At 62.7% G+C, this 22,390-nt stretch carries 22 protein-coding genes; 13 read left to right on the top strand and 9 right to left on the bottom strand.

The annotated features are described in order from the left end of the window. Positions 1–998: 998 nt before the first annotated feature. From hemF to clpS, 4 genes are read right to left on the bottom strand one after another with little or no spacing between them, the layout of a single operon-like run. Complete coding sequence (hemF, locus tag PVV74_RS22335) at positions 999–1,886, bottom strand: oxygen-dependent coproporphyrinogen oxidase (RefSeq protein WP_274594710.1); 888 nt, start codon at positions 1,884–1,886, stop codon at positions 999–1,001. A 44-nt stretch (positions 1,887–1,930) separates the two neighbouring features. Beyond that, complete coding sequence (locus PVV74_RS22330; protein ID WP_103763111.1) at positions 1,931–2,731, bottom strand: SDR family NAD(P)-dependent oxidoreductase; 801 nt, start codon at positions 2,729–2,731, stop codon at positions 1,931–1,933. A gap of 45 nt (positions 2,732–2,776) precedes the next feature. Further along, entirely contained in the window at positions 2,777–3,778 is a 1,002-nt protein-coding gene (locus tag PVV74_RS22325) for a class I SAM-dependent methyltransferase (protein WP_274594709.1), read from the bottom strand. Between the two features lies 1 nt (position 3,779). Then, positions 3,780–4,118: an ATP-dependent Clp protease adapter ClpS gene (gene clpS, locus PVV74_RS22320; protein WP_103763109.1), complete on the bottom strand. Its 339-nt coding sequence runs from the start codon at positions 4,116–4,118 to the stop codon at positions 3,780–3,782. A 92-nt stretch (positions 4,119–4,210) separates the two neighbouring features. Here clpS and PVV74_RS22315 point away from each other — a divergent pair, with 92 nt between their 5' ends. Further along, complete coding sequence (locus PVV74_RS22315) at positions 4,211–4,912, top strand: HAD family hydrolase (protein ID WP_274594708.1); 702 nt, start codon at positions 4,211–4,213, stop codon at positions 4,910–4,912. Between the two features lie 111 nt (positions 4,913–5,023). Here the strand turns inward: PVV74_RS22315 and PVV74_RS22310 are convergent, their stop codons facing one another. Then, positions 5,024–5,743, bottom strand: coding sequence for a DUF1223 domain-containing protein (locus PVV74_RS22310; protein ID WP_338020441.1), 720 nt, complete (start codon positions 5,741–5,743; stop codon positions 5,024–5,026). A gap of 221 nt (positions 5,744–5,964) precedes the next feature. Here PVV74_RS22310 and acnA point away from each other — a divergent pair, with 221 nt between their 5' ends. The 9 genes from acnA to PVV74_RS22265 all read left to right on the top strand — a co-directional run bounded on the left by acnA (position 5,965) and on the right by PVV74_RS22265 (position 16,282). Then, positions 5,965–8,754: an aconitate hydratase AcnA gene (acnA, locus tag PVV74_RS22305; protein ID WP_103763106.1), complete on the top strand. Its 2,790-nt coding sequence runs from the start codon at positions 5,965–5,967 to the stop codon at positions 8,752–8,754. 354 nt (positions 8,755–9,108) lie between these two features. Continuing rightward, entirely contained in the window at positions 9,109–10,062 is a 954-nt protein-coding gene (locus PVV74_RS22300) for a Hint domain-containing protein (protein WP_274594707.1), read from the top strand. Positions 10,063–10,483: 421 nt separating this feature from the next. After that, positions 10,484–11,143: a Hint domain-containing protein gene (locus PVV74_RS22295; RefSeq protein ID WP_274594706.1), complete on the top strand. Its 660-nt coding sequence runs from the start codon at positions 10,484–10,486 to the stop codon at positions 11,141–11,143. 204 nt (positions 11,144–11,347) lie between these two features. Further along, positions 11,348–12,241 carry a Hint domain-containing protein gene (locus PVV74_RS22290; protein ID WP_274594705.1) on the top strand — a complete coding sequence of 298 codons (894 nt, stop codon included), beginning with the start codon at positions 11,348–11,350 and terminating at the stop codon, positions 12,239–12,241. A gap of 32 nt (positions 12,242–12,273) precedes the next feature. Next, complete coding sequence (locus PVV74_RS22285) at positions 12,274–13,185, top strand: Hint domain-containing protein (RefSeq protein WP_274594704.1); 912 nt, start codon at positions 12,274–12,276, stop codon at positions 13,183–13,185. 125 nt (positions 13,186–13,310) lie between these two features. Then, the gene (locus tag PVV74_RS22280) at positions 13,311–14,180 is read left to right on the top strand and encodes a Hint domain-containing protein (RefSeq protein WP_274594703.1); all 870 of its coding nucleotides are present in this window, start codon (positions 13,311–13,313) and stop codon (positions 14,178–14,180) included. A 160-nt stretch (positions 14,181–14,340) separates the two neighbouring features. Further along, positions 14,341–14,685 (top strand): YbaB/EbfC family nucleoid-associated protein, encoded by a 345-nt coding sequence (locus PVV74_RS22275; protein ID WP_103763102.1) that lies wholly within the window; start codon positions 14,341–14,343, stop codon positions 14,683–14,685. A 16-nt stretch (positions 14,686–14,701) separates the two neighbouring features. Next, positions 14,702–15,295 (top strand): recombination mediator RecR, encoded by a 594-nt coding sequence (gene recR / locus PVV74_RS22270; protein ID WP_274594702.1) that lies wholly within the window; start codon positions 14,702–14,704, stop codon positions 15,293–15,295. Between the two features lie 87 nt (positions 15,296–15,382). Then, positions 15,383–16,282 (top strand): DMT family transporter, encoded by a 900-nt coding sequence (locus PVV74_RS22265; protein WP_274594701.1) that lies wholly within the window; start codon positions 15,383–15,385, stop codon positions 16,280–16,282. Between the two features lie 76 nt (positions 16,283–16,358). On the opposite strand, the gene PVV74_RS22260 is transcribed toward PVV74_RS22265, so the two are convergent. After that, a complete protein-coding gene (locus PVV74_RS22260; RefSeq protein ID WP_103763099.1) occupies positions 16,359–17,126 on the bottom strand; it encodes a DUF1013 domain-containing protein in 768 nt (255 codons plus the stop codon). A 131-nt stretch (positions 17,127–17,257) separates the two neighbouring features. Here PVV74_RS22260 and PVV74_RS22255 point away from each other — a divergent pair, with 131 nt between their 5' ends. Continuing rightward, positions 17,258–17,887 (top strand): ribonuclease T2, encoded by a 630-nt coding sequence (locus PVV74_RS22255; RefSeq protein ID WP_274594700.1) that lies wholly within the window; start codon positions 17,258–17,260, stop codon positions 17,885–17,887. 228 nt (positions 17,888–18,115) lie between these two features. Here PVV74_RS22255 and PVV74_RS22250 read toward each other — a convergent pair whose 3' ends face one another. The 3 genes from PVV74_RS22250 to PVV74_RS22240 form a co-directional block, all read right to left on the bottom strand. After that, positions 18,116–18,667, bottom strand: coding sequence for a hypothetical protein (locus PVV74_RS22250; protein ID WP_274594699.1), 552 nt, complete (start codon positions 18,665–18,667; stop codon positions 18,116–18,118). Beyond that, positions 18,664–19,776, bottom strand: a complete 1,113-nt coding sequence (locus PVV74_RS22245) for an exo-alpha-sialidase (protein WP_274594698.1) — start codon at positions 19,774–19,776, stop codon at positions 18,664–18,666. The genes PVV74_RS22250 and PVV74_RS22245 overlap by 4 nt, the downstream gene beginning before the upstream one ends. 251 nt (positions 19,777–20,027) lie before the next feature. Then, positions 20,028–20,711: a COQ9 family protein gene (locus PVV74_RS22240; protein ID WP_274594697.1), complete on the bottom strand. Its 684-nt coding sequence runs from the start codon at positions 20,709–20,711 to the stop codon at positions 20,028–20,030. 125 nt (positions 20,712–20,836) lie between these two features. Here PVV74_RS22240 and rpsU point away from each other — a divergent pair, with 125 nt between their 5' ends. Together rpsU and rlmN are read left to right on the top strand one after the other, a co-directional pair. Beyond that, positions 20,837–21,043, top strand: a complete 207-nt coding sequence (rpsU, locus tag PVV74_RS22235; protein ID WP_007818122.1) for a 30S ribosomal protein S21 — start codon at positions 20,837–20,839, stop codon at positions 21,041–21,043. A 149-nt stretch (positions 21,044–21,192) separates the two neighbouring features. Then, complete coding sequence (rlmN, locus tag PVV74_RS22230; RefSeq protein WP_103763426.1) at positions 21,193–22,374, top strand: 23S rRNA (adenine(2503)-C(2))-methyltransferase RlmN; 1,182 nt, start codon at positions 21,193–21,195, stop codon at positions 22,372–22,374. Positions 22,375–22,390 lie beyond the last annotated feature (16 nt).

The following is a 22,390-nucleotide window of genomic DNA, read 5'->3' as shown; positions in this document are numbered from 1 at the left end:
GCGGCAAGAGCAGCGTCCACGGCGTTGCCGCCCTTGCGGAGGACATCAACACCAGCTTGCGTAGCCAACGGCTGCGAAGTCGAAACTATGTTACGAGCCAGGAGAGGTGAGCGTCCCGATGGATATGGCAAATCGTACTTCAAGTCGCTCTCGCAACGCTAACTGTTACCAGGTACATATCCACTCCAATTGCTCTTGGTATTTTGAACTCCTTATCCCACCGTATGGAACTCCGTTGGACATCATTACAGCCAGTAAACGCATACCGATAAGTCCAAAGCAAAATTCACAACCTTCGAAGGTCGCTGATTGAAAGCCGAGGTCATTGCAGAACTTCTATAGAGAGAAAATGTTTTTATTATTAATTATCGAAGTGTTAATCGTCTTCTTCATGGACGAAACCTAGCCGCATTGTCACAACGGCCTCACAGAAAATCTCTGCTATTATTGGCTTGAATTGAGTACAGGACAGCAAACGAAACTGCATCCACAGAGCACATGAACCCGCATCGACGAACCTCATAGTCGGCACGTTTTTCTAGACATAGATGCTGACCGAGGTGTTAGCCTCAGGGTACACAGGCACAGCTCAGCCTCGGCAAATGAGTTTGCCTTCATAAGCGTTTTTGCCGCCTTTTCTCATGAGAAAGTTTCGACTTGTCACGAAAGTCTTATGCGATCAAATGTAATTGGGAATTCAGGTCCGATCTTGCTTGACTGAATGTGTGAACGAAAATCGCGTCAATGGCACATCTGACGACCGAACCAACCGTCACCAGTTTGAAAGCTTATCGCCTTTCAGATGTTTGCTTAGCCAAATCGGTATCTGCACCGGTTTTGCCAAAACCTTCCACGAGCTTTGCTCCAGAATTCCAGCGGCAGTTCGAAACGTGGACAGAAAAAGGGATATAAACAATCGTATCCGCTTAACGCATTGAAATAAGGTGATTTTACGCCTTGACAATACTCCCGCCGGAGGCATGAAACTCTTTTCGCGCTCAGGTCCACTTCGCGAGCGGCGGCAGGCTCATCAGCACCGCATCGGCATCATGCCCCGTGGCCAGCCCGAACTTGGTGCCCCGGTCGTAGACAAGGTTGTATTCGGCATAAAGCCCGCGATGCACCAGCTGCGCCTCCTTGTCGGCGTCGCTCCAGTCCTGTGCGCGGCGCTTTTCCACCAGCGGCACGTAGGCTTTCAGGAAGGCCCGGCCGATATCCTGTGTCAGGGCGAAATCCGCCTCCCAGTCGCCGGTGTTGCGGTCATCCATGAAAATACCGCCCACGCCCCGCGCCCGGTGGCGGTGCGGGATATAGAAATACTCGTCCGCCCAGGCCTTCAGCGCCGGGTAGATATCTTCCCCGTGGGGATCCAGATGCGCCTTCTGCTGGTCGTGGAAATGCGTGGTGTCGTCGTCATACTCGATGCAAGGATTCAGGTCCGATCCGCCCCCGAACCACCACGCATGGGGCGTCCAGAACATCCGCGTGTTCATGTGCACCGCCGGCACATGCGGGTTCTGCATATGCGCCACCAGGCTGATTCCGCTCGCCCAGAAGCTGGGGTCGTCTTCCATCCCCGGCACGCCCCGCGCCGCCATCGCCTTCTGCGCCTGCTCTCCCAGCTGGCCGAACACTTCCGAGACGTTCACGCCCACCTTCTCGAACACGCGCCCGCCGCGCATCACGCTCATCAGCCCGCCGCCCGCGTCCGAACCGTCGTCGCTGGTGCGTTTGGTCGGCTTGACCTCGAACCGCCCCGGTTCCGCGTCCGACAGCGGGCCGCTTACTTGGCTGTCCTCCAGCGCCTCGAAGGCCGCGACGATCTCGTCGCGCAGCTGGTGAAACCACGTTGCTGCGCGGCTTTTCTGTTCGTTCATGTCTGTCATCGTACTTCCTTCAGCGGGCCCGCCCATCCGGGCGGACGAGCGCATTAGTGAGCCGGGGCCGACACCGGGTCAAGCAGCGACCGGCCGCCATCCACCGTCATGATCTGCCCGGTCATGAAGCTCGATCCGTCGCAGGCCAGGTACTGCACCGCCTCCGCCATCTCGTTCGGCGCCGCGATCCGCCCCAGTGGCGTATGCGCCTCGATATCTTCGCGAAAGTCCTTGTTGTCGCGCAACGTGTCCTTCAACGACGCGCTCATGACCGAGCCGAAAGCAACCGCGTTCACCCGGATCCGGTGCGGCGCCAGCGCCACGGCCAGGCTGCGGGTCATCTGGTCCACTGCCGCCGACGCGATGGAATAGCCCAGCAGGTCGGGATGCGTCCGCCGCCCGGCAATGGACGACAGGTTCACGATAGAGCCCACCGGGCCTTCCTCTTGCCCTTCCGCCTGCTTGATCATCCGTTTCGCCACCAGCTGGCTCAGCCGCAGCGCCGTCATCAGGTTCTGGTTCAGCAATTGCTCCACCGCGTCGTCATCGGGGTTCAGCGGGTCCGACGGCAGCAATTGCCGCCACGCGTTCACCAGAACGTCCACATCGTCAAAGGCGTCGATCGTCGCCGACAACAGGTTCGCCTGCGTCAGCTTTTCCCGCAGATCCCCCGCGAACCAGCGCTTGTTCGCGCCATCCTCGTTCTCGCCCAGCTCGTGCTTCAGAAGCTTCTCGTTCATGTCGGCGAACATCACGTTCGCCCCCTTGTCGACGAAATGCCGCCCGATGGCGAGGCCCACGCCGCTCGCCGCGCCGGTCACGATGACCGTCTTTCCCTGTATCGAAAAGGACATGGCTCGATCTCTCCCTGATGGCCCGTCGGACCTGTCTAGCGCAACTCAGCCGCGGGTGCGAGCCGGTCTTGCCGCCTGCACGATCTTGAACCGGTTGTCGCCGCCGATCTCGCGCACCTCACCGAACGCCGCCGAAAGATCGCCCTCATAGGGCAGATGCCGGTTGGCGACCATGAAAAGCTGCCCACGCGGCGACAGCATCCGCGCCGCGGATCGAATGAAGGCGCGTCCAAGACCCGGGTCGCTCGACCGTCCGATATGAAACGGCGGGTTCATTACCACCGCATCCACCGGCCCCGGCGCGGCCCAGGTCAGCGCATCGGCCCAGTGGAACGCGGCGCGTGCGTCGCTCACGTTCTGGCGCGCACAGTCCAGCGCGACATGATCCGCCTCGACAAGGTGCAGCGCCTGCACGCTCTCGCGGCGCAGTACGTGATGCGCCAGGTACCCCCAGCCCGCGCCGAGATCGACCACCTGCGCGCCCAGCTTCTCTGGCAGGGCGTCGGCCAAAAGGCGCGAGGCCGGGTCTACCCCGTCCGCCGAGAAAACCCCCGGCGCGGTGACGAAGGTTTTGCCATCCTCGTCCACCGTCATGTGCTCGGCCAGCGCCCAGTCGGAAAAGTCAGACCCGGCGTCGATGGTGAACAGCTTGCCATGCGCCTTCGACAGCGGCGCCGACACCTCGGCCCGGCCGCGGCAGGCTTTCAGGATCGATTCGATCCCGTCCGTCTTCGCCCCGTCGACCACGACGATCCCGTCGCTGACGCTGGCGGCCTCCGCGATCAACCCCTGGCACAACGCCTTCGCGCGCGTGGCAAAGACCACCGCCGCACCGTACCGCCCCTCGGCCTCCAGCACACAGTCCCATCCGGCGGCCTGGAACGCCTCCCAATCGGGTCGGAATCGGGTGATGATCTGGGTGCGGTCCTTGGGCAACGACGACAGGTCCGCCCCCGTGCGCGGCGCAAATACAGCCACCCGCGCGACCTCGGGCCACGCGATGGTGCCATCCTCCACGGCCAGCGACAGGCGCGATGCCGTGCTCACCTTATTCCTTTTCCATGGTGCATTGCAGCGGATGCTGGTGGCGCCGGGCGAAATCCATCACCTGCCCCACCTTGGTCTCCGCGATCTCGTGGCTGAAGACGCCGACCACTGCGACACCTTTCTTGTGCACGGTCAGCATGATCTCGAACGCCTGCGCATGGTTCATGCCGAAGAACCGTTCCAGCACTGCCACGACGAATTCCATCGGGGTATAATCGTCGTTCAGCAGCAACACCTTGTAAAGCGGTGGCCGCTTGGTCTTGGGCTTGGTATCGACCACCACGGCGGCATCGCCGTCGCCGTCATCGTCCTTGCCCGACATGATCACCTGATGCTGCATCAATCCCCGTTGCGCGTATGGCGTTTCGTGAGCGGGTTATATAACTTCCCGAGTGCGTCTGAAAAGGGGGCGCATCCTGGACAAGGGTCGCAATGTCGCAAATTCTCACGACAATCGCATTCGATGCCGATGCCACGCTCTGGCACAACGAACGCTTCTTCAAGCTGACCCAGGACAGATTCGCCGATCTCCTGCGCGATTACGTCGACGGACACCACCTGGCAGAGCACCTGCTGGCCGCCGAAAAACGCAATCTCGGGCATTACGGATTCGGTATCAAGGGCTTTACCCTGTCGATGATCGAAACCGCCATCGACGTTACCGACGGCCGCGTGCCCGCTTCGGTCATCTCCGAACTGATCGCGGCGGGCCGCGAGATGCTGGAACACCCCATCGAGCTTTTGCCCCACGCCCGAGACGCCGTCGAGGCGGTGGCCGGCACCCACCGCGTGCTTCTTGTTACAAAGGGCGATCTTCTCGACCAGGAGCGCAAGCTGGCCCAGTCCGGCCTGGGCGACCTTTTCGACGCGGTCGAGATCGTGTCGGACAAGACACCTCAGGTTTACACCCGCATCTTCGACCGCCACGGCGATGGCGCGGCCCATGCGCTGATGGCCGGCAATTCCCTGCGCTCGGACGTGAACCCGGTGATCGCGGCGGGCGGCTGGGGCGTGCACGTCCCCCACGACCTGACCTGGGGCTACGAGGTGGACGACGCGCCCGAAGATGCCACGCGGTTCCGAAAGGTGAAGAACCTGGGCGAATTGCCCGCGCTGGTACAGGAAATCGGCTGACAGCCGCGCGACATCAATTCGCAAATGTAGGGTGGGTGAAACCCACGCGTGCCTCGGTCGACGCTTCCCGTGTAGGGTGGGTGAAAACCCACCACACCCCAACGGTCAAACCTACTCCAGAACCGCCGCCGCCTCGATCAACCCGGCGCCGCCCTTGTTCTGCAACAGCACCGCCACCGGCGCATCGCCCCCGGCCTCGGCCTCGACGCGCAAGGGCGCGGCCCCGTCCCAATCGCCCAGGCTCCGCATCTCGGTCACCACGTTGGCATAGCTGATCGTCCGGCCCGCGTTCTCGCCGCGCTTGATATGCACCGTGCTTTCGGGCTTGTAGCGCACCAGTTGCACCGTAAGCGGTCCGTCAAGCTCCACCAGGCGCTCCGCCTCCACCACGACCGTCTCGCCCTGCCGCATCAGGTCCAGGTCCACCGTGCGCGGCAACCGCCGGTGCCGGTCGATCACGTCCACCACGTCCATCGCCCGATTGCCCACCACGTCATCGGCCCCGTTGACCACCATCTGCGGGGTATAAACCACCCGCCGATCCGCCGCCTTGGCATAGGCCCGCTGGCGCTTGGTGTACGCCGGGTTCGCGAAACTGTCCTTCCAGCCGATGTAATCCCAGTAATCCACGTGCAGCGACAGCGCGATCACGCCCTCATGCCCCGCCAGCTTGTGAAAGAACTTGTCCGCCGCCGGGCACGAGGAACAGCCCTGGCTGGTGAACAGCTCCACCACCACGGGGCGGTCCACCGCCTGCGCCATCGCCAGCGCCGGTGCCGCGAAAAACAGCACTACGGCCGCAAGCCCCGTGATCAGTCTGCTGATTTTCATGCCTGGCGCTCTACCTGTTTGTTCGTGACGTCGCTTCTGAGTATTCATCACGGCATGAAACTGCCAATCAAGGTTTCGAGAGAGTCACGTGAAAACTGTAACATTCACAAATTGTGTGCAATAGTATACAATAAACGCCAAACCCCTCTTGAACGACTCTCAGGTTTGGGTCAGAAGCAAGCCAGACAATCCTGCCTTCATACGTGAAAGGATATCCACCAATGCCCATTACAGTCGGCCACGACTCCTCCAAGACCCGCAAGACGCTGAAGGTCGGTGACACCTCCGTCGCCTACTATTCCATCGCCGCCGCCGAAGAGGCGGGCCTGGGCGATTTCTCCAAGCTGCCCGCCGCGCTCAAGGTGGTGCTGGAAAACATGCTGCGCTTCGAGGACGGCAAAACCGTCACCACCGATGACATCAAGGCCTTCTCCGACTGGGCCAAGGACGGCGGCAAGGGCACCAAGGAACTCGCCTACCGCCCCGCCCGCGTGCTGATGCAGGACTTTACCGGCGTGCCCGCCGTGGTGGACCTCGCGGCAATGCGTGACGGGATCAAGGAACTGGGCGGCGACGCGCAAAAGATCAATCCGCTCAACCCCGTCGACCTGGTGATCGACCACTCGGTCATGATCGACGAATTCGGCAACCCCCGCGCCTTCCAGATGAACGTCGACCGTGAATACGAGCGGAACATGGAACGCTACCAGTTCCTGAAATGGGGCCAGGGGGCGTTCAACAACTTCCGCGTGGTGCCGCCGGGCACCGGCATCTGTCACCAGGTGAACCTCGAATACCTCGCCCAGACGGTCTGGACCGACCAGGACCAGAACGGCGAAACCGTCGCCTATCCCGACACCCTCGTGGGCACCGACAGTCACACTACCATGGTCAACGGCGCATCCGTTCTCGGTTGGGGCGTCGGCGGGATCGAGGCCGAGGCGGCCATGCTGGGCCAGCCCATCTCGATGCTCATCCCCGAAGTCGTCGGGTTCGAGCTTTCCGGCAAGATGGTCGAAGGCACCACCGGCACCGACCTCGTGCTGAAGGTCGTGGAAATGCTGCGCGAGAAAGGCGTCGTCGGCAAGTTCGTCGAGTTCTACGGCGACGGGCTCGACACCCTGCCGCTGGCCGACCGCGCCACCATCGCCAACATGGCCCCCGAATACGGCGCCACCTGCGGCTTCTTCCCGATCGACGACGAGACCCTGCGCTACCTGCGCCAGACGGGCCGCGACGAGGATCGCATCGCGCTGGTCGAAACCTACGCCAAGGAAAACGGCTTCTGGCGCGGATCGGATTACAACCCGGTCTACACCGACACGCTGCATCTCGACATGGGCACGATCGTGCCCGCCATCTCCGGCCCCAAGCGCCCGCAGGACTACATCGCGCTCGACAAGGCCGCGACCGCCTTTCACGCCTACGTCAAGGGCATCCGCGAAGGCAAGGATGCCAGTGCCGACACCGAGGCCCGCTGGGAAGGTGAAGGCGGCGCGCCCGAGCCGCGCGATATCCCCGGCAACGAAGGCCACCACAAGAAAGGCTGGTACACCGACGAGGCGGGCCACAAGCACCAGCTGCATGACGGCTCGGTGGTGATCGCCTCGATCACGTCCTGTACCAACACCTCCAACCCCTACGTGATGATCGGCGCCGGCCTCGTGGCCCGCAAGGCGCACGAGCTTGGCCTGACGCGCAAGCCCTGGGTCAAGACCTCGCTCGCGCCGGGCTCTCAGGTGGTGTCGCACTATCTGGAAGCCGCCGAGCTTCAGGATGATCTCGACGCCATCGGCTTCAACCTCGTTGGCTACGGCTGCACCACCTGCATCGGCAACTCCGGCCCTCTGGCCGAACCGATCTCGAAATGCATCAACGACAGCGACCTGATCGGCGTCTCGGTGCTGTCGGGCAACCGCAACTTCGAGGGCCGCATCTCGCCCGACGTGCGCGCCAACTACCTCGCCTCGCCGCCGCTGGTCGTGGCCTATGCGCTGGTGGGCGACATGAATGTCGACATCGCCAACGACCCGCTGGGCCAGGACAAGAACGGCAACGACGTCTACCTCAAGGACATCTGGCCGTCGCAAAGCGAAATCGCCGAGCTGGTCGAAAAGACCGTCACGCGCGAGGCGTTCCAGTCCAAGTATGCCGACGTCTTCAAGGGCGACGAGAAATGGCAGCAGGTCGAGACCTCAGACGCCGAAACATACGACTGGCCGCCGCAATCGACCTACGTCCAGAACCCGCCCTACTTCCAGGGCATGAGCAAGGACCCGGGCACGATTTCCAATATCGAGGGCGCCCGCGTTCTGGCGCTTCTGGGCGACATGGTCACGACCGACCACATCTCGCCCGCGGGGTCCTTCAAGGAAACCACCCCGGCCGGCGAGTACCTGCGCGAACGGCAGGTTCCGGTGCGCGAGTTCAACTCCTACGGCTCGCGTCGCGGCAACCACGAGGTGATGATGCGCGGCACCTTCGCCAACATCCGCATCAAGAACGAGATGCTGGACGGCGTCGAAGGCGGCTACACCAAGGGCCCCGACGGCGAACAGACCTCGATCTTCGACGCCGCAATGGCCTACCAGGAGCAAGGCACGCCGCTGGTGATCTTCGGCGGCGAACAATACGGCGCGGGCTCCTCGCGCGACTGGGCCGCCAAGGGCACCGCACTTCTGGGCGTCAAGGCCGTCATCGCCGAGAACTTCGAGCGTATCCACCGTTCGAACCTCGTCGGGATGGGCGTCATCCCGTTCGAGTTCACCGGCGGCGACACCCGCAAGACGCTGGAGCTGACCGGCGAGGAAGAGGTCTCGATCCACGGCCTCGACGACATCAAGCCGCAGGCCGAGGTGCCCTGCACGATCACCTACAAGGATGGCACGACGAAAGAGATCACTCTCAAGTGCCGGATCGATACGGCGATCGAGATCGAATACGTCGAACACGGCGGCGTGCTGCACTATGTGCTGCGCAACCTGGCACAGGCGCCGATGGCGGCAGAGTAACGCCCCCTCCGGTCCGCATCTAACCACATCGCAGAAAGGCCCCCGAAGCTTGATCCGGGGGCCTTTTTGTATGCCTAGACGATCATGCGACGGCCGCCTCTGCGCCAAGGGGTCCCGCCACCGCTCCAGGCTTGGCGGGACACCGTTGGGACGCCCCACTGGAACGCGTCTTTTCGGGGCTAACGGACCACCAGGCTTTGCCCATGACCCAGCATCGTCAGTTGCAGAAGTCACACCTCTCCGAAGTATTTTCGTTTTGCCGGTCGACATTGGCCGATCAGCTTTGCAAGCATTCCATTTCAACCGGTCTGCGCGAAAATGTTTCGATGACCCCAGGCAAAAAAAAGGCGCCACATGGCAACTTATGAGATTTCAGGCTTCGCGTCCTACCAGGTGAACACCACGAACACCGACACGTTCTTCGAGGGGACCACGGTGCAAAACTTCACCTTCGACGACGGGAATGGTGCGGGCGACATGTTCTTTTCGGAGAACGAAATCGTCGCCACGGTCTCGGGCGAGCAACTGCCATATCTGGGCACCCTGAACGTGGACATGGTCGGAGGTGGCACGATGGAACTGGCCCTGGTTCAAGGTGCGGCCAGCTTTGTGGATCCGAACATCATTCAGGTGCTGATCGTTGTTCCGGACTATCTCTCTGTGTCGGACTTCAATTTCCCGCAACCGATCGTCTACGACTCGCGCTCCACGGACGATTTTGCCACCTGCTTTGCCGCGGGCACGCTGATCGCCACCCCTGACGGAGAAACCGCGGTAGAAGCGCTGTGCGCCGGCGACCTTGTGACCACGGCAAAGGGCCGCGCGGTGCCGGTCAAATGGATCGGACGACAGACCCGTTTGCCGTTCTTCTCTGGTGCGGCCGCCGCACCTGTGCGCATCCAAGCGGGCGCTTTGGGCGACGGGCTGCCGCACAACGACCTGACCGTCACGGGCGACCACGGCATGATCCTTGATGGCTTGGTGGTCAATGCCTCGGCGCTGGTGAACGGCACCACCATCGACTGGGTCCCGATGACGGACCTGCCGGACCGCGTCACCTACTACCATATCGAAACGGAAGAGCATGACGTGATCGTCGCCAATGGTGCAGCGGCTGAGACGTTCATCGATTATGTCAGCCGTCAGAAGTTCGACAACTACGCCGAGTATGTCGACCTCTTTGGCGATGACCGCACCATCGTCGAGATGCCCCTGCCCCGCATCAGCGCCGCGCGCCTGGTGCCGCAAAGCATACGGGACCGTTTGAACATCCATGCCCAGACATCTCCCATCGCGCAGGCCTCCTAGGGCCTGTGCGTCACGCGAGATGTGCCGCGTACCGGCCGTCGCAAATCTGTGCCCCGCTCCATGCTAGGTGCCCGACCGGACACCCCCTTTATCCAAATGATTGAAAAAATTCAAAATAGTATTGGAAATAACAAAGCGCGCCTTTAACAATCGAACTGTACTTTAATGAGGGGAATTTGTTTTGGCACGTGACTATTACATCGAAAGCTTGATTTCCTACCACGGGGACGGAGGGCGGGTCGTAGTAACCGACAACCCTACGGTTTACGGCAGCTCGGCAACCGACGACGGGTTTTGGAACTTGGGCGATCCCCTCATTGACGGCGCCCCGAATGTAACTTTTGCCGGCCATTATTTCGAAGGCAGTGATTTGTTCCTGGTTTTTGATAATCCCAATTTTGGCGCTGGTGGACATACCATCGTGTCCCCCACTGCCGCGACAACGTCGTCCGGGTATCCCACGAACTATGCCTCCGACCCCCCTCCGACGCTTGTCACCACGCCCTTGGCCACCTGCTTTGCCGCAGGCACGTTGATCACGACGCCGGCTGGCAGCACAGCCGTCGAAGACCTTCGCAACGGTGACCCAATTCTGACCGCCAGCGGCGATACGGTGCGCGTCAAATGGATCGGGCGTCAGACCTTGCACCGGCTTAGCCACGGCCATCACATGCAACCCGTCCGCATCCGCGCCGGTGCCTTGGGCGATGGCCTGCCCCATACGGACCTGACCACGACCGCCGAGCATGGCATGATCCTTGACGGATGCGTGATCAACGCTGGTGCACTGGTGAACGGCGCGACGATTGACTGGGTACCCCTGTCCGAGTTGCCCGACAGTTTCATCGTCTACCACGTGGAGACCGAGAACCACGACGTGATCCTCGCCAATGGCGCCGCCGCCGAGACGTTCATCGACTATGTCGGGCGGCAGGCCTTCGACAATTACGCCGAGTATGTCGACCTCTTCGGCGATGACCGCACCATCGTCGAGATGCCCCTGCCGCGCATCAGCGCCGCGCGGATGGTGCCGCAAAGCATCCGTATGCGGCTGGATGGCAGAGCGAGGCAGGCCGCTTGACGATGAAGCCGGCACGTGTCGCGGAATGGTCTGCGAAAACATGCAAAAGTCATGTGTATCGAAGGTTTCTGGCATTGACGAAAGCCCGGTCACATGCGCGATATATTTAAACGAGGGGTTTGGCTCTGATCAGCCGGCAACATGTGTCCCGCCCGACGCAGAAACAGACCCGATGACCTGTAATTAGTGACAACGGAGTACCCCGTGCCCTCGACAGCCACCTATTCGTTCTTTTACTACCTTGGCGAAACGGCGCCGACGACCGGCACCGTCTATCCCGGAGCGCAACCAGTCAGCAACACGATCACGGACAACCGTGACGGCGCAGACGACAACCAGACCCCGGTCGACGGCGATCTGTCTTGGTCCGAGTCCGGACAAGACGTTGAAATCATCGGAACAGCGCAGCCCAGTGGCGATCCCATTGTCCAGCGCGTTGTCGGCCCTCCGTATCCCGTCTACCAACTGTCGAATGACGGCAGTTTGCAAGGTTCCACCCTGACCTTCGATGATACGACACCTTACACATACTGCTTTGCGCCCGGCAGTTTGATCAGTACGCCCGATGGTGAAACTTATGTCGAAAATCTGCAGGCTGGTGCCAATCTGCGCACGGCCAAGGGCGACATCGTGGCTGTGAAATGGATTGGGCGTCAGACGGTTCGCCGGCTCTTTGCCGGTACAAGCGTTCAGCCGGTGCGCATAAGGGCCAATGCCTTCGGCGATGGCATCCCGCACACCGACCTGACGATCACCGGCGACCACGGAATGATCCTTGATGGCGTGGTGATCAATGCCTCGGCACTGGTGAATGGCACCACCATCGACTGGGTCCCGATGAAGGATCTACCCGACAGCGTCACCTACTACCACGTGAAGACCGAGAACCACGACGTGATCCTCGCCAATGGCGCCGCCGCCGAGACGTTCATCGACTATGTCGGGCGGCAGGCCTTCGACAATTACGCCGAGTATGTCGACCTCTACGGCGATGACCGCACCATCGTCGAGATGCCCCTGCCTCGCATCAGCGCCGCGCGGTTGGTGCCAGGCAACATCAAGATGAGGCTTTCAGCTGCGGTCACGAAGGTCGCTTGAACATTGAAAAATAAAACTTAGGAGCTAGACCTTTGGCCGTCTACACATTCCAATCAGCATTTGTTTATAATAATTTAACTGGCGAGGTGTTGAATGTACGCCCGAACGCTCCAGGAACATTAACCGAGCCCGCGTCGACCGAGAACGGTATTGCGGACATCGGCGAAGATTGGACCGATAACGGTTTCGACTACGCTGGAACGTTCGAACTGGCCGGGACCAAACTTCCCGTCAACCAAAGCACTGCTGGTCCGGACATTTATGCTGTTTACCTTCCGACGCCTGGGGCGGGCGGGCTTTCAACCGGTGATTTTGTCGACGTAAATGCGTTCACCGCAGAGACCCTGCTGATCTGTTTTTTGACAGGAACGGCAATCGCGACGCCGGATGGGTCGAAACCGGTTGAAGATTTGACAGTTGGCGACGCCGTCTTGACCTCGGGTGGAGCAACGACCGAGGTGAAATGGGTTGGCCAGCAGAAAGTCTCTACGCTGTTTGGCGCACCGGAGCGTTTGATGCCAGTACGTGTGCGAGAAGGTGCGTTGGGAGATGGCCTGCCGTCGCGCGACCTTACCTTGACCGCCGACCATGGTCTTTTGATCGACGGTTTGCTGATCAATGCAGGGGCTTTGGTGAACGGCACGTCCATCGACTGGGTCCCGCTGGAAGAGTTCGGCGACAGCTTTACCGTCTACCACGTCGAGACCGAAAACCACGACACCATCCTCGCCGAAGGCACGCCCGCCGAGACGTTCATCGACTATGCCGGGCGGCAGGCCTTCGACAACTACGCCGAGTATGTCGACCTCTACGGCGACGACCGCACCATCGACGAGATGCCCCTGCCCCGCATCAGCGCCGCGCGCCTGGTGCCGCAGGCGATCAAGGTCCGGCTCGGTCTCTGTGGACAGGTGCAAGGTCTTGATGCAGTGCTGCAGGCCTAAGCCAAGTCAAAAGCGACGCCCTTTGTCATTCCTGCGCGCGCACGACTGACCTGACAGAACCGTTGCGCGCGCGTCCGAAATAGGCTCTGGTCCTAATCGATTGCATAAATGAGGGGCAGGACATCATGGGAACCTTTGCGTACACATACACGGTCGCGTATCAGAACAACGCGTACCTTGGACCACCACAAGGACCTTTCACCGAAACGCTCGACGACGGCGAGGCCGACACGTCTTTTGAAACTGGTGATACGGTCACCACTTTGGGTGCCAACTATACTTACGCTGGCACGTTTGCCATCGACGGTGTGCATTGGCCGGCGTTTACCTTCGCCAGCGACCCACAATTCGTCGTTGTTTTCATGGATCAGGAACCTGTGTCTCCTCCGGCGACATTCTCCGCAAACGGCGCCACGTTTGACGGCGCCTGTTTTGCTCCCGACACCAATATCTTGACGGAAACCGGCGAAGTGCATGTTCAAGACCTTCAGGTTGGCGACATGTTGATCACCGCAAAGGGCACCGCCACATCCGTCCGCTGGATCGGCGTGGTCTCGCGCCCGACGGCCATTGCGGGACGGGCGATGGCGGCAGTCCGCATCCACGCCGGAGCCTTTGGACATGGCGTCCCATACTCTGACCTGACAGTAACGGCAGATCATGGGATGATCCTTGACGGGCTGGTGATCACTGCAGGCGCGTTGGTAAACGGCGAGACCATTACCCTCGTGCCGACCGCCGAGCTGCCGAACCGTCTGACCTACTACCATATCGAGACCGAGAACCACGACATCATCCTTGCCAATGGCGCCCCTGCCGAGACCTTCATAGACTACGTCGGAAGGCAGAGTTTTAGTAACTACCGCGAATATGTCGACCTCTACGGCGAGGACCGCACAATCAACGAAATGGCCTATCCCCGTATCAGCGCCGCACGGCTGGTGCCGCAGGCGATCCGGGATCGGCTGTGCATTGCGGAAATGCACGCGGCCTGAACATTAAAGAGGGGCGGCTTCCCCGCGCACCCGCCCCGACACCATGTAGGGTGGGTGATAACCCACGCGCGCCGCCCCTCAAACCCACACCCTCCCCTTGCCGACACCCCCCACGGCCCGTATCTATGTCCCGACACCCCTCAAACCCCGGGAGAGACAGATGTTCAAAGGATTAGGCCAGCTTGGCGACATGAGCAAAATGATGAAGGCCGCGCAGGAAATGCAGACCAAGATGGCCGACCTGCAGGAAGAGATGCACAACATCACCGTCACCGGCGAATCCGGCGCGGGGCTGGTCAAGGCCGTCTGCTCCGCCAAGGGCGAGTTGAAAAGCCTCGATATCGACCCCTCGATCTTCAACTCCGACGACAAGGAAGTGGTCGAGGACCTGATCCTCGCCGCCATCAAGGACGCCCAGGCGAAGGCTAACGAAAAGGCGCAGGAAGAGATGGGCAAGCTGACCGAGGGCATGGGCCTGCCCGAAGGCATGAAGCTGCCGTTCTGAGGCGCCTCCCGCCCTCATGAACTCCACCCGCGACATCGATGCCCTGATCGAGATGATGGCCAAGCTGCCGGGCCTCGGCCCCCGCTCGGCCCGGCGCGCGGTGCTGCACATGATCCGCAAACGCGAACTGCTGCTCTCGCCGCTTGCGGACCTGATGGGCCAGGTCGCCCTGACCGCCCGCGAATGCATCCTCTGCGGCAATGTCGGCACCACCGAGACCTGCGATATCTGCCTGTCCGAGAAACGTGCCAACGGCATGCTCTGCGTGGTCGAGGACGTCGCCGACCTCTGGGCGATGGAACGCGCGTCCGTCTTCAAGGGCCGCTACCACGTGCTTGGCGGCACGCTCTCGGCGCTCGATCAGGTCGGCCCCGAGCAGCTCCGCATCCCCAGGCTGGTCGACCGCATCGAAACGGAGAACATTTCCGAGGTCATCCTCGCACTCGGCGCCACCGTGGACGGCCAGACCACCGCCCACTACATCGCCGACCAGCTCGAAGACCGCGTCACCCTCACCTCGCTGGCGCAGGGCGTCCCCGTCGGCGGCGAGCTCGACTATCTCGATGATGGCACCATTACCGCGGCCCTCAACGCGCGAAAGGCACTCTGACCCGCTCCTGACCCGACCTGTCCGCAATCCCACGTAGGGTGGGTGATAACCCACCTTTGCTGGGCGAAAACCCACGCCGTTCACACCATGACACCCCCGAACAACACCGCCCGCGCCATCCTCGTCATCACCCTCGCGGTGGCGGCCCTGGCGCTCGGCGATGCGCTCATCAAGCTCTCATCCGGCGCGATCTCGCTCTGGCAGATGTTCATCCTGCGCTCGGCCCTCGTGCTGCCCGTACTGCTGGCCCTCATGGCGCTCGTCGCGCGGTCCGCCTTCGCGCTGCGCCACCCCGGCTGGACCAGCCTGCGCAGCCTGATCCTCGTCGCCATGTGGGTCGCCTACTATGCCGCCCTGCCGCATGTGCCCCTGTCCGTCGCGGCGGCGGGTTATTACACCTCGCCGCTCTTCATCACGCTCTTCGGCGCGCTGGCCACCCGCAGCCCCATCGCCCCGCGCCACTGGCTGGCCGTGGCGATCGGCTTTGCCGGCGTGCTCCTGATCATCAAGCCCACGCCCTCGGGCCTGTCCACCCATGCGCTCCTGCCCCTGCTGGCAGCCATGCTCTATGCCATCGCCATGCTGATGACCGGAACGCGCTGCCGGGGCGAACATCCGCTGATGCTCTCCGCCGTGCTAAACGTCGCCTTCATCCTGGCAGGCGGCATCGCCTTCGCCCTCCTGCCTGCCCCGACGGGCACACCCGCGCCCTTCACCGCTGCATGGACAACGCTCGACGCCGCCGACTGGCGCACCATCGCGATCCTCGCCACCGCCATCCTGATCGGCAGCATCGGCGCCGCCTATGCCTACCAGAACGGACCGCCCGCGGTGATCGGCACGTTCGATTTCACCTACGTCGGCTTTTCCGCCCTCTGGGGCTGGCTCATCTTCACCGAACGCCCCGACACGCTTTCGTCTCTCGGCATCGCGTTCATCGTCGGCGCGGGCCTGCTGGCCACCTCCCGCCCCGCGCCCACTCCCTGATCACGCGCGCCGCCCACGAAAAAACCGCGCCCGTTCCCGGACGCGGTTCGCAGTCTTCAACGATGTCCGGCAGGCGTCAGCCCCGGTTGTCCTCGTCGTCCTCGTCATCCTCACCGTCATCATCGGGCAGGTTGAAGAAACTGTCGGCGTCGTATTCCTTTTCCGTCTCGTCCTCACCGGCGGTCTCTTCCCCACCCAGGCTGAACGTCTCCAGCCCTTCGATGGCCGTGGGCATCCGCGGCTCGGCATCCGACTCCAGGCTCTGCTCGGTCGACAACAGCTTACGGCGCTCGTCATCGTCGATCGCCTGGCCTTCCTTGGCCTTCTTGGCGGCGGCCTTCTGCACGGCGGCGTCCAGCTCGGTCTGCTTGCACAGGCCCAGCGCCACGGGGTCGATCGGCTGCATGTTCGAGATGTTCCAGTGCGTGCGCTCGCGAATCGTCTGGATCGTCGGCTTGGTGGTGCCGACCAGCTTGGCGATCTGGGCATCGGCAAGTTCGGGGTGGAACTTCACCAGCCACAGGATCGCGTTCGGCCGGTCCTGCCGCTTCGACAGCGGGGTATAGCGCGGCCCGCGGCGCTTTTCCTCGCCCACGGCGGCGGCATTGTATTTCAGCTTCAGCCTGTGCAGCGGATCCTTCTCGGCCTTGTCGATATCCTCCTGCGTCAGCTGGTTGTTGGCGATGGGGTCGAACCCCTTCACCCCGGCGGCCACGTCGCCATCGGCGATCCCCTGGATTTCCAGCTCGTGCATCCCGACGAAATCGGCAATCTGCTTGAAGCTGATCGTGGTGTTGTCCACCAGCCAGACGGCGGTGGCCTTGGCCATCAACGGTTTCGACATCTCTCAAAGGCTCCTTCACGCATATCTTTCCCCTCGCCTGAAACGGCGGTCCCGGGGGCCGGGACGGGTTCTCGTTGTCGGGGAACTTGGCGGCTATATAGTAGCCCCGAACACAAAAAGAAAGAGTGAACATGCGGCTGCTTTTCGCCCTGCTTTTCTCCGCCACCACGGCAGCGGCGGACACCGATCGCCCCGGCGAATTCGACTATTACGTCCTCAGCCTCAGCTGGTCGCCCACCTGGTGCGCGCTCGAAGGCGACGACCGCGCCTCGCCGCAATGCGACGCGTCGCGCGATCACGGCTGGGTGCTGCACGGGCTCTGGCCGCAATACCACCGCGGCTGGCCCGAACACTGCCAATCCGCCGAACGCCCGCCCTCCCGCGCCATGACCGGCGAGATGGCCGACATCATGGGCACCTCCGGGCTGGCGTGGTACCAATGGAAGAAACACGGCACCTGCTCCGGCCTCTCCGCCCCCGCCTACTACGCCCTGTCACGAGAGGCCTACGACCGCATCACCCGCCCCGAGGTCTTTCGCAAACTGAAAGACCCGGTCAAGCTCCCCGCCTCCGTGGTCGAGGAAGCCTTTCTCAAGGCCAACCCCAAGCTCGAGCCCGACGGCATCACGATCACCTGCCGCGCGGGCCGCATCCAGGAAGCCCGCATCTGCCTCTCCCGCGACCTCGCCCCGGTCCCCTGCGGCCGCGACGTGATCCGCGACTGCACACTGGACGATGCGCTTTTCGATCCGATTCGATGAAGCCAGCCTTCGCATTCTACGCCTGCAACCTTTGACACCTTGTAAAAAAACCGATTTGCGGACGAAGCGGACGTGTCACAGCCCATGTAGGGTGGGGTTTTACCCCACCGCGACGGGGATGGTGGGTAAAACCCCACCCTACGATATACGTCACCCCGGGCTCCATGAAGCCATTCTCAGCGGCAGCAAAAGCCCGCTTGCGCAGCGTCCTCACGCCCGCCACCTGCGTCAGACCACCCGCAGCACCAGCACAACAACCGCCACCGGCACCAGCAGCACGTGCAGCACCAAGTCGAACCAGTTGCTGCTGCCCCAGCCCATCACCCACGCCAGCTGCCCCAGAACGGCCACCCCCGCCAGAAACCAGTTCCCCGTCACCAGCGCGTACAGGCACACCGCCAGCACCATCCCCGCAACCGGCCACGGCGCATAGCCAAACCGGTACACATCCACCGGGATCACTCCGAACGCGCACGCCAGGAACGCCACGTAGGCGCACAGGAACACCGCAATCTCCACGCCCGAAAACCCCGGCACGTCCCAACCCAAGGAAACCGCCACATGCCGCAGCGCCAACGCCGGCAGCATCACCCCGAACGGCGCCAGCACCGCCACCGCGCCATTCACCGCCACCGTGTCGCGCCACAAAACGCCCACCAGAACAGCGGCCACCATCGCCAGCCCGGAGGCCAGGGACGACGACAGCACCAGCCCGCTCAGGGCAAACACCACCCAGCCCAGCACCACCGCCACGCCCACCGTCGCACCCAGCCCGCTCATTGCGCCGCCACCCAGGCACCGTTCAGCACATGCGCCCGAAGCCCCGTCTTGTTGCCAACGGAGTAGACCAGCGCGATCCCGCCCCCTTTCAGCCGCCGCAACATCGGATACCGCGCCCCGGCCCCGTTCGGCTCCAACTCCCGCAGAACGCGCCAGCTGTCCCCTTCATCCTCCGACAACAGCAGCCGAAGCCGGTCCCCCCCACCTGGGTCGTCATTCGCCGCCATCAGGATGCGCCCACCGCCCAGCGGCAGCGCCGCCACCGGCGCGCTCGGGTTCGGCATGTCCGAAGCCACCACCTCGGACCAATTCTGCCCGCCATCCTCGGTGTGGCTCACCAGCAGCTTCCCCGACGGCGCGAAATCCCGCAGCCACGCCACCGCGCGGTTCTCGCCCAACGGCACGATCATCGGCTGGATCGGCTGGCCCGCCCCGATCATCCGCGCCGTATCCCGCACCCGGCCACCCGGCCCGAACCGCACCAAGGCTCCATGCGCCGCCCCCATCTCGAAATAGGCCGGCAACCCCATGCTCCCGTCGGCAAACTGCACCATCGGCGACTTCACCAGGTGCGACCGGTTCAGAAACGGCGAAAGGGTCAGCTTGCGGGCGCGCACCGGCCCAGCCGCTCCCATCTCCACATCGGCGACCGAAGCCATCGCCCAGCCCCCCACCGACACGACCGTGGCGAACACATGGCCCCGTTTCGCCTCGTTCTCCACCGTATTGCCCAGCGTCACCACCAGCTGCGGCGGGTCCATCGCCTCGCCCAGCGCCGCCCGCGTGATCCGCACGTCCCGCCCGGCCGCCTGCCACCCTTCCGACCCTTGCCTGAATGCGGCACCGTGAATGTCCACATCCGCCTGCGCCTCCTGCGAGCCTTCGAACCACAGTACGTCAAAGCCGCCCTCGGTCACCACGACCGATGCCGAATGCGCCTGCCCCTCTCCGACATCATACTCAAAGACCGTCTCGAAAGCCGGATCCCCCTCCGTCGGCACCGCCCCCGGCACGGCAAAGCGCCACACCGGCGGCACATCTCGCGCAATGGCCCAGGCGCTTAGGCCCACGCTCACCGCCATCAGGCAAAGGATCACCACCTGCGCCATGCCCATCGCCTCAGCTTGCCTCGTTTCCAGAACCCCGTCATCCGATCCGTGGTATCAGCCCGCCCGGAAAAAGCAACAAACAGCGCCCGATCACACCGCCACCCAGCCCGCAGGACCCACTCTTTTCCTCTGGCTGAAAATATCCCCGCCGGAGGCCCCGTCAGACGTCACCGGGCGCACCAATATCCGATGTCACGTAGGGTGGGTGAAAACCCACCTTTGGTGGGCAACAACTCACCACGCCCGGCGTTCTACCGTGTCCACCGCCCCGGCAACCCGCCGGTCCGCCCCGGCGCGGGCTTGCGGATCTTCGAAAACACCGACAGCGGCCCCGCCATCAGCCCGCTCACCACGCGGTTCTCCCGCGCCTTCGCCTTGACCTTCTCGATCCGCATCACGTCCTCGATCCGCCGGTCAAGGAACTCCCAGGTCCGCACGTGTCTCTCGCTCTCGTCGCCCAGCCAATACAGTACGGTCGACGAATAGACCCCCGACAACGTCGCCCGCTTCGTATACCAGTTCACGTCGTCCGAGGTATCGCCCAGCGCCTCCCAGATCTTGTCGCAGGTGCCCCAGACCGCCCTGGCCCCGTCCACCGCGTGATGCGGCAGCGCAAACAACGTCACGCCCCGGCGCACCAGCTCCTTGTCCTCGACCGCCTCCAGCCGATAGCGCACGGCGGCCGCGACCCGCTCGCTATAGCGCATCTGGCTCAGGTCCTCCCGCGCCATCCGCTCCAGCATCGCCGCGTCGCCCTCCTCGTGAAAGGCCAGCGCCAGATCGACGGCGCCGCGCGGGCATGCCGCGCGCGCCACGCCCATGGACACTCCGGCATCCTCCACCGCGGCGCGGAACGTGGCCTCGGTCCATCCGTCAAAGGCCACATGCGGTTTTGCCGCTTCCAAAAGCTGCGTTTTCACGTCGGGATCACTCATTCCGGGGCTCCTTTTCGTGCTGATCTGCATCGGCATCCTTCGCCTAGACAAACTAGGACGGCTTTGCTATACGGCCACTTCCTGCACTTTATGCAACTTTAACCTAGAAAGGTGGTGACAACCACATGCAGGTCAGTGTTCGCGACAACAATGTCGATCAGGCGCTTCGTGCCCTGAAAAAGAAACTGCAGCGTGAGGGCGTTTTTCGTGAAATGAAGCTTCGGCAACATTTCGAGAAACCGTCCGAGAAAAAAGCGCGCGAAAAGGCCGAGGCTATCCGCCGCGCCCGCAAACTCGCACGCAAGAAGGCCCAGCGCGAAGGTCTCCTGTAAGACCGCCGCAATGGCCACACGCATTGTCAAGACGACCCCCGGGCAGCCGCTTCGGGGGTTTGTCTTTATTCGAGGGGGCAATCCCCGTTTTGGAATCAGCCGCCCGCGCCTATATGATGGCGCAACCCGAACCCGTTGAGATCTATCCGATGACCGATTCTGCGCCCATCACCCAGGATGTCCTGACCATCCCCCGTAAGCTGCCCGAGGGGCCGATCAACCTTGTCGGCCTCACCCGCGACGCCCTGCGCGACACCCTGATCGCCCACGGCACCCCGGAAAAGCAGGCCAAGATGCGCGTGAACCAGATCTGGCAGTGGATCTACCAATGGGGCGTGCGCGATTTCGCCGCCATGACGAACCTCTCCAAGGCCTACCGCGCCGAGCTGGCCGAGAAATTCGTCATCGAGCTGCCCGAGATCGTCGACCGCCAGATCAGCGCCGACGGCACCCGCAAGTATCTCGTCCGAATCGCCGGCGGGCACGAGGTGGAAACCGTCTATATCCCCGAGGAAGACCGCGGCACGCTCTGCATCTCCTCCCAGGTTGGCTGTACCCTCACCTGCTCCTTCTGCCACACCGGCACGCAAAAACTGGTGCGCAACCTGACCGCCGGTGAAATCATCGGCCAGGTCATGCTGGCGCGCGACGACCTCGATGAATGGCCCAAGCCCGGCGTCGGCATGGGCACCGATGGCCCGCGCCTTCTGTCCAACATCGTGCTGATGGGCATGGGCGAGCCGCTCTACAATTTCGACAACGTCCGCGACGCCATGAAAATCGCCATGGACGGCGAAGGCATTGCGCTCTCCCGCCGTCGCATCACGCTTTCCACGTCCGGCATCGTGCCCGAAATTCACAAGACGGCCGAGGAAATCGGCTGCATGTTGGCCGTCTCCTTCCACGCCACCACCGACGAGGTGCGCGACAAGCTGGTGCCGATCAACCGCAAATGGAACATCGCCGCGCTCCTCGATGCGCTGCGCGCCTATCCCAAGGCATCGAACTCCGAGCGGATCACGTTCGAGTACGTCATGCTCAAGGACGTCAACGACAGTGACGCGGATGCCCGCCGCCTGATCAACCTGATCAAGGGCATCCCGGCCAAGATCAACCTGATCCCGTTCAACGAATGGCCCGGCGCCCCGCACCAGCGCTCCGACTGGGACCGGATCGAGAAATTCGCCGATATCATCTACAAGGCCGGCTACGCCTCGCCCATCCGCACCCCGCGGGGCGAGGACATCATGGCCGCCTGCGGACAGCTCAAATCCGCCACCGAGCGTCAGCGCAAGTCCCGCCGCGAGATCGAGGCCGAGGCGGGACTGTGAAAATTCACGTCATCCC

It is taken from the genome of Roseovarius sp. SK2 (assembly GCF_028807495.1).
Lineage (GTDB): Bacteria > Pseudomonadota > Alphaproteobacteria > Rhodobacterales > Rhodobacteraceae > Roseovarius > Roseovarius confluentis.
The sequence above is the reverse complement of the archived record's forward strand: the minus strand, read 5'-3'. Positions and strand labels throughout refer to the sequence as shown.

Excerpts from the sequence above, each read along its gene's own strand:
- hemF (WP_274594710.1), bottom strand. The coding sequence starts at position 1,886 with ATGACAGACATGAACGAACAGAAAAGCCGCGCAGCAACGTGGTTTCAC.
- PVV74_RS22330 (WP_103763111.1), bottom strand. The coding sequence starts at position 2,731 with ATGTCCTTTTCGATACAGGGAAAGACGGTCATCGTGACCGGCGCGGCG.
- clpS (WP_103763109.1), bottom strand. The coding sequence starts at position 4,118 with ATGCAGCATCAGGTGATCATGTCGGGCAAGGACGATGACGGCGACGGC.
- PVV74_RS22315 (WP_274594708.1), top strand. The coding sequence starts at position 4,211 with ATGTCGCAAATTCTCACGACAATCGCATTCGATGCCGATGCCACGCTC.
- PVV74_RS22310 (WP_338020441.1), bottom strand. The coding sequence starts at position 5,743 with ATGAAAATCAGCAGACTGATCACGGGGCTTGCGGCCGTAGTGCTGTTT.
- acnA (WP_103763106.1), top strand. The coding sequence starts at position 5,965 with ATGCCCATTACAGTCGGCCACGACTCCTCCAAGACCCGCAAGACGCTG.
- PVV74_RS22300 (WP_274594707.1), top strand. The coding sequence starts at position 9,109 with ATGGCAACTTATGAGATTTCAGGCTTCGCGTCCTACCAGGTGAACACC.
- PVV74_RS22280 (WP_274594703.1), top strand. The coding sequence starts at position 13,311 with ATGGGAACCTTTGCGTACACATACACGGTCGCGTATCAGAACAACGCG.
- PVV74_RS22275 (WP_103763102.1), top strand. The coding sequence starts at position 14,341 with ATGTTCAAAGGATTAGGCCAGCTTGGCGACATGAGCAAAATGATGAAG.
- recR (WP_274594702.1), top strand. The coding sequence starts at position 14,702 with ATGAACTCCACCCGCGACATCGATGCCCTGATCGAGATGATGGCCAAG.
- PVV74_RS22265 (WP_274594701.1), top strand. The coding sequence starts at position 15,383 with ATGACACCCCCGAACAACACCGCCCGCGCCATCCTCGTCATCACCCTC.
- PVV74_RS22260 (WP_103763099.1), bottom strand. The coding sequence starts at position 17,126 with ATGTCGAAACCGTTGATGGCCAAGGCCACCGCCGTCTGGCTGGTGGAC.
- PVV74_RS22255 (WP_274594700.1), top strand. The coding sequence starts at position 17,258 with ATGCGGCTGCTTTTCGCCCTGCTTTTCTCCGCCACCACGGCAGCGGCG.
- PVV74_RS22250 (WP_274594699.1), bottom strand. The coding sequence starts at position 18,667 with ATGAGCGGGCTGGGTGCGACGGTGGGCGTGGCGGTGGTGCTGGGCTGG.
- PVV74_RS22245 (WP_274594698.1), bottom strand. The coding sequence starts at position 19,776 with ATGGCGCAGGTGGTGATCCTTTGCCTGATGGCGGTGAGCGTGGGCCTA.
- PVV74_RS22240 (WP_274594697.1), bottom strand. The coding sequence starts at position 20,711 with ATGAGTGATCCCGACGTGAAAACGCAGCTTTTGGAAGCGGCAAAACCG.
- rpsU (WP_007818122.1), top strand. The coding sequence starts at position 20,837 with ATGCAGGTCAGTGTTCGCGACAACAATGTCGATCAGGCGCTTCGTGCC.
- rlmN (WP_103763426.1), top strand. The coding sequence starts at position 21,193 with ATGACCGATTCTGCGCCCATCACCCAGGATGTCCTGACCATCCCCCGT.